This is a genomic window from Massilia sp. LMS1-1-1.1, assembly GCF_040815535.1.
GTDB lineage: Bacteria > Pseudomonadota > Gammaproteobacteria > Burkholderiales > Burkholderiaceae_D > Janthinobacterium > Janthinobacterium aestuarii.
This window is the reverse complement of sequence record NZ_JBFPNG010000005.1, coordinates 1-5,360: the sequence shown is the minus strand read 5'-3', so window position 1 is coordinate 5,360 and position 5,360 is coordinate 1. Positions and strand designations below refer to the sequence as shown.

5 protein-coding genes are annotated in these 5,360 nt (G+C 58.8%); all 5 read left to right on the top strand.

The features are described from left to right. A partial coding sequence (locus tag MRBLMS1_RS09850; RefSeq protein ID WP_485879233.1) for a hypothetical protein occupies positions 1-208 on the top strand: 208 nt, incomplete at its 5' end. A gap of 29 nt (positions 209-237) precedes the next feature. Further along, entirely contained in the window at positions 238-1,068 is an 831-nt protein-coding gene (locus MRBLMS1_RS09845) for a phosphatase PAP2 family protein (RefSeq protein ID WP_485879232.1), read from the top strand. A 62-nt stretch (positions 1,069-1,130) separates the two neighbouring features. Next, on the top strand, positions 1,131-2,609 hold the full coding sequence (locus tag MRBLMS1_RS09840) for a DUF2868 domain-containing protein (protein ID WP_485879230.1): 1,479 nt from the start codon (positions 1,131-1,133) through the stop codon (positions 2,607-2,609). Next, positions 2,606-4,096, top strand: coding sequence for a DUF3482 domain-containing protein (locus MRBLMS1_RS09835; protein WP_485879229.1), 1,491 nt, complete (start codon positions 2,606-2,608; stop codon positions 4,094-4,096). The genes MRBLMS1_RS09840 and MRBLMS1_RS09835 overlap by 4 nt, the downstream gene beginning before the upstream one ends. A gap of 39 nt (positions 4,097-4,135) precedes the next feature. Further along, entirely contained in the window at positions 4,136-5,215 is a 1,080-nt protein-coding gene (locus MRBLMS1_RS09830; protein ID WP_485879227.1) for a tartrate dehydrogenase, read from the top strand. Positions 5,216-5,360: the final 145 nt, after the last annotated feature.

Below are 5,360 nucleotides of genomic sequence, written 5' to 3'. Positions count from 1 at the left end.
GACCGTGAAACAACTTTGCGCCGATGATAGTGCTGCAACCAGTGTGAAAGTAGGTTATCGTCAGGCTTGTTATTCGAAAAAACCCCTTCCGGTGATCCGGTTGGGGTTTTTTTACGTCTGGTGGTTTTGTTTGGCGCCGCGGGTGCTTGTCGGCTTACGCTGCGCTAAGCCGACCTACGTTTATTGGATGGCCGGTAGGTCGGATTAGCGTAGCGTAATCCGACAACTCAGCAGCCAATGCAACAGACAAAAAAAGGCAGCGTTAAGCGCCGCCTTTGTCATTTATCACCACATGTTGTGCACGGCGGGCATCGTCATGTTCTCTTCATCTTGACACTGTACGATGACTTCCATTCTCATCAAGTAACGTGTGCACCCATGCTGGCCAAGCTTAAACTCGTCAAGACTCCCAAAGGCATCGATAGCGTCCTGATGCTGTCGGCCATGCTGATACTCTGGATCGGCAATTACAGCAATCTCGACCTCATGATCGCCGACAGTATGTTCGACCGCGCGCGCGGGCAATTTGCCGGTGCTGACAGCGCGTGGGCGAGCAGTTTCCAGCTCTGCATGATCTTGCTTGGCGCCGCCTTGATCTGTTTGGCCGTCTGGGACATCTTGCATCCGCTGGCCTGGCTGGCATCACGCCGCAGCGCCTTGCGCGTAGCCGCATTGTCGGCTATCTTCGTGCCATTAAGCATCTATTTGCTCTCTTCCTTCAGCGATGTGCCCTGTCCCACGGATTTGTTGCGTTACGGCGGACTGGAACCATACACGCGCCTGCTGGAAACGTTGCCAGCCAGCGCATCTGCCATGGCATGCCTGCCCGCTACCCAGGCGAACGCTGCCTGGTGGATGCTGGCCTTGCCATTGTTCTGCCTGCCCGGACGGCCACGCACGGCGCTGCTGTTCGCCTGCATCATGCTGCTGTACGGTTTGTCGGCAAGCTGGCAGCAGCAGTTGCAAGGTACACAATTTTTCACACATACCTTGTGGTCTGCCTGGATCGCTTCTTTCCTGATCTATCTGCTGCATCATTTGTTCCGGGCCGAGGACGCGTTGGCCTGAAACACGAAAGTACGTCACAATCTGCCTGTCGAGTTGTCGTTTCATACAAAAACAGGAGCACCATGAACGAGCAGATTGCGAGAGAAGTGGTATTGGTCCGTGCTATCGAGACGGCCGACCAGAAAAAAGAAGTCCTCAGCGAGGACGACCGCATGTATGCCAGCCGCAGCGCGCGTGAGCTTGCGCAGTGGCAAGCTTCGGGCAAGCAGGCCGAAGTGACCGGTGACGATTTCCTGCAGCAGCGTTCCGAGCTGATCATCAAGCGCATCACCGAGCGCACCCCCGCCTTCGCTGCCTTCGCGAAGCGTCGCAACGGCATGAAGACCCTGGCGCTGGCCTTGCCATTGCTGGCTTTGCTGCTGGGAGCCGGGCTCGACCGCATCACGGATCCCCATCGCGTTGACTTGCTGTCGGCGCCCTTACTGCTGATCATCGCCTGGAATGTGCTGGTCTACCTGGGCTTGCTGATCTGGCTATGCATCCCCTCGCACTCGCTAGGATGGCCGAAGGCGGGACTGGTGCGCCACCTGAGCGTGGGCCGCCTGGCTCTGCCGCGCAAACTGCCGCATGCCTTGTCCTCGGGCTTGCTCAGTTTCATGGGGGAATGGGCGCACTTGAGTGCCAAGCTGACAGCCGCGCGCCTGAGCCGTACCATCCACCTGAGCGCCGCCATGTTTGCCATCGGCGCCGTTGCATCGCTGTATGCGCGCGGCTTCCTGTCGCAATACGCGGCCGGCTGGGAAAGCACTTTTTTGAATCCCGCCCAGGTGCACAGCCTGCTTTCGACCCTGTTTGCACCGGCTATTGCCCTGTTTCATTTGCAAGGTTTTTCGCTGGCGGAAATCGAAGCGCTGCGCTTCCCGCAAACGACGACCGTCGAAGGCGGCGCACGCTGGGTGCATTTGTATGCGGCAACCATCTTCCTGCTGGTCGTCGTTCCCCGCCTGATCCTGGCCCTGGTCAACAATTGGCGTGCCGCGCGCCTGGCCAGGAACTTTCCGCTGGATCTCGATCAGCCTTATTTCCGCAAGCTGAATGAAAGCATCGGCGTGGCCACGGGCGGCATGCTGCGCGTCTTGCCATACAGCTTTACTGTCGATGAAGCACGCCACATGGGATTGGGCCAGCTGTCCATCATGCTGTTCGGCGAGCAGGGGCGCATGATGCTGCGCCCATCGATGTCGTATGGCGAAGAGCCGCAGGACGTCTTGCGCGGCACCGACTTGAACGATCCGCAAGTCAATATCACGGCCGTGCTGTTCAATCTGACGGCGACACCGGAAAAGGAAAATCACGGCGCCTTCCTCGATTACCTGGTGCAATCGTCGGCACGCGGCATCGCCGTCCTGATCGACGAGTCCAGCTACCTGGAGCGCGCCGGCGAGCAGGCGGATAACGGCGCGCGCCTGGCGGAAAGAGTCGCCCTGTGGCAGCAGTTCTGCCAGTTCCATAAAACTACGGCCACCGTGGTCAATTTGCTCAACCCTGCCTTGCACCCGCTCGATGCAGGTGTCGGCTTGAAAGTATCGGCAGCAGCATGAGTGTGAATGTGAATAAAGATGTGCAGGATGATGCCGTGCAGATTCAGTTTGCGCTGATTTCGCACACGAATAATGGCAAAACGACCCTGGCGCGCACCCTGGTGGGTGTGGATATCGGCGAAGTGCGCGACGCCGCCCACGTGACCGTGTTTGCCGAATCGCATACCTTGCTGGCCACGCCACAGGGCGATGCCTTGCAACTGTGGGATACGCCCGGCTTTGGCGACTCCGTGCGCTTGCTCAAACGCTTGGGACAGTCGGGCAATCCCATCGGCTGGTTTCTGCGTGAAGTGCTGGACCGTTACCGCGACCGCCCGTTCTGGCTCAGCCAGCAAGCGCTGCGCACGGCCAAGGACTCCGCCGACGTGGTGCTGTATCTGGTCAATTCTTCGGAGCATCCGAAGGATGCGGGTTACTTGCCGGCGGAAATGAAAATCCTCGCCTGGCTGGATAAGCCCGTGGTGGTCTTGCTCAATCAGATGGGGCCGCCGCGTCCTGGCAATGAGGAACACAGCGAGCAGGCGCGCTGGCGCGAGCATTTGCAACAATATCCGATTGTGCGCGACGTTCTGGCGCTCGATGCCTTTGCTCGCTGCTGGGTACATGAGCGCGTGTTTTATGAAGCCGTGGGTAAATTGTTGCCGCAGTCGCAGCAAGCGGGCTATGCGCGTTTGTTTACTGCCTGGCAAGAACAGAATACGGCGCGTTTCCGACAGGCCATGCACTTGCTGGCCACGCAGCTGGCAGTGGCCGGGCAGGATCGCGAAGCCATCGAGCCTGTCTCCAAGGGCTTGCTGAAATCGGCCTTGCAGGTCGTGGGCATAGGCAAGAATGCAGAGCAGCAGCGTCAGGAAAAGGCCATGGCCAGCCTGGTGGCACGGCTCAATACGCACAGCGGTATCACCACGCGTGAGCTTTTGATCCTGCACAAACTCGACCCGACCGATGCGCATAAGATCAATAGCCGCATCCGGGAAAATTTCGCCGTGCGCGCGCCGATCGACAAGGCGCAAGCGGGGTTATTGGGCGCCATGATTTCCGGTGCAGCGACGGGCCTGTCAGCCGACCTGATTTCCGGTGGCCTGACTTTGGGGACAGGTGCCCTGCTTGGCGGTGTGGTTGGTGCGCTGACATTTGCGGGCGCCGCCTGGGGCTTTAATTCCGGCACGGACCGTAATGAGCCCACCATGCAATTTACGGATGCTTTCCTGCGCACCCTGGTGGTGGCGGGCGTGCTGCGTTACCTGGCGGTAGCGCACTTTGGACGTGGCCGCGGTAACTTTGTCGAAAGCGAAGCGCCGGCCTTCTGGCAGGATGAAGTCGAGCAGGCGGTGGCGCGCCATGAGGGCGCATTGGTCGAGCTATGGAAAGAAGTGCGCCGCGAGAAATCCAATGAACTGGCGGCCGAACGTGTGCAGCCCATCATCACGGCGATCACTGCCGATGTGCTGGCGCGTCTGTACCCGGACGTGGCGCAGCCGATGTAAATACAGGCTTCCATCGCCTATTCTCAACAAGGTTTCTCCATGAGAACACATAAAATCGCCGTCATCGCCGGTGACGGCATCGGCAATGAAGTCATGCCGGAGGGCTTGCGCGTGATGGAAGCGGCTGCCCGCCGTTTCAATATCGACCTGCAGTTCACGACGATGGCGTGGGCCAATTGCGACTATTACCTGGAACACGGGCAAATGATGCCGTCGGACTGGTTTGCGCAGCTCAAGGATTTCGACGCCATCTATTTTGGCGCCGTGGGTTGGCCGGACAAGGTGCCCGACCACATCTCGCTATGGGGTTCCTTACTCAAATTCCGGCGTGAATTCGATGAGTACGTCAACTTGCGTCCCGTGCGGCTGATGCCGGGCGTGCCGTGCCCGCTGGCGAATAAAAAGCCGGGCGATATCGACTTTTATGTGGTGCGTGAAAACACGGAAGGAGAATATTCATCCGTGGGCGGACGCATGTTCGAGGGAACTGAGCGCGAAACGGTGCTGCAGGAATCCGTTTTTACGCGCAAGGGCGTTGACCGGATATTGAAATACGCATTCGAGCTGGCGCAAAGCCGGCCCAAGAAACACCTGACATCGGCGACCAAGTCGAATGGCATTGCCATCAGCATGCCGTATTGGGATGAGCGGGTGGAAGCGATGGCGCCGCAATTTCCTGACATCCGCTGGGACAAATACCATATCGACATCCTGGCGGCCCGCTTTGTATTGAGCCCCGAGCGCTTCGACGTGGTGGTCGCATCGAATCTGTTTGGCGACATTTTGTCCGACCTGGGCCCCGCCTGTACGGGGACGATTGCCATCGCACCATCGGCCAATATCAATCCGGAGCGGACTTTTCCTTCCGTCTTCGAGCCGGTGCACGGTTCCGCACCCGATATCTACGGCCAGAATATCGCCAATCCGATCGGCATGATCTGGTCGGGCGCCATGATGCTGGACTTCCTCGGCAATGGCGATGCCAATTACACGGCCGCGCATGATGCTGTTTTGCGCGCCATCGAACAGGTGCTCGAGCATGGCCCGCGTACGCCGGACATGGGCGGCAACGCCAGTACGACCGAGGTCGGTATGGCGGTTGCTGAATTGCTGAAATAAAGCTTGCCGGCCGTGGGTGGCTTTGCTATAGTTCGCCTCCCCAATGAGACGCAGTCACTGCGGCAGTTGAGGATCACCGGAAACGGCGATGAGCAGGAAAAGAAGGAGTTGACGGATTTAGCGAAATGCTTCATACTCTTCCTTC

Excerpts from the sequence above, each read along its gene's own strand:
- MRBLMS1_RS09840 (WP_485879230.1), top strand. The coding sequence starts at position 1,131 with ATGAACGAGCAGATTGCGAGAGAAGTGGTATTGGTCCGTGCTATCGAG.
- MRBLMS1_RS09835 (WP_485879229.1), top strand. The coding sequence starts at position 2,606 with ATGAGTGTGAATGTGAATAAAGATGTGCAGGATGATGCCGTGCAGATT.
- MRBLMS1_RS09845 (WP_485879232.1), top strand. The coding sequence starts at position 238 with ATGCAACAGACAAAAAAAGGCAGCGTTAAGCGCCGCCTTTGTCATTTA.
- MRBLMS1_RS09830 (WP_485879227.1), top strand. The coding sequence starts at position 4,136 with ATGAGAACACATAAAATCGCCGTCATCGCCGGTGACGGCATCGGCAAT.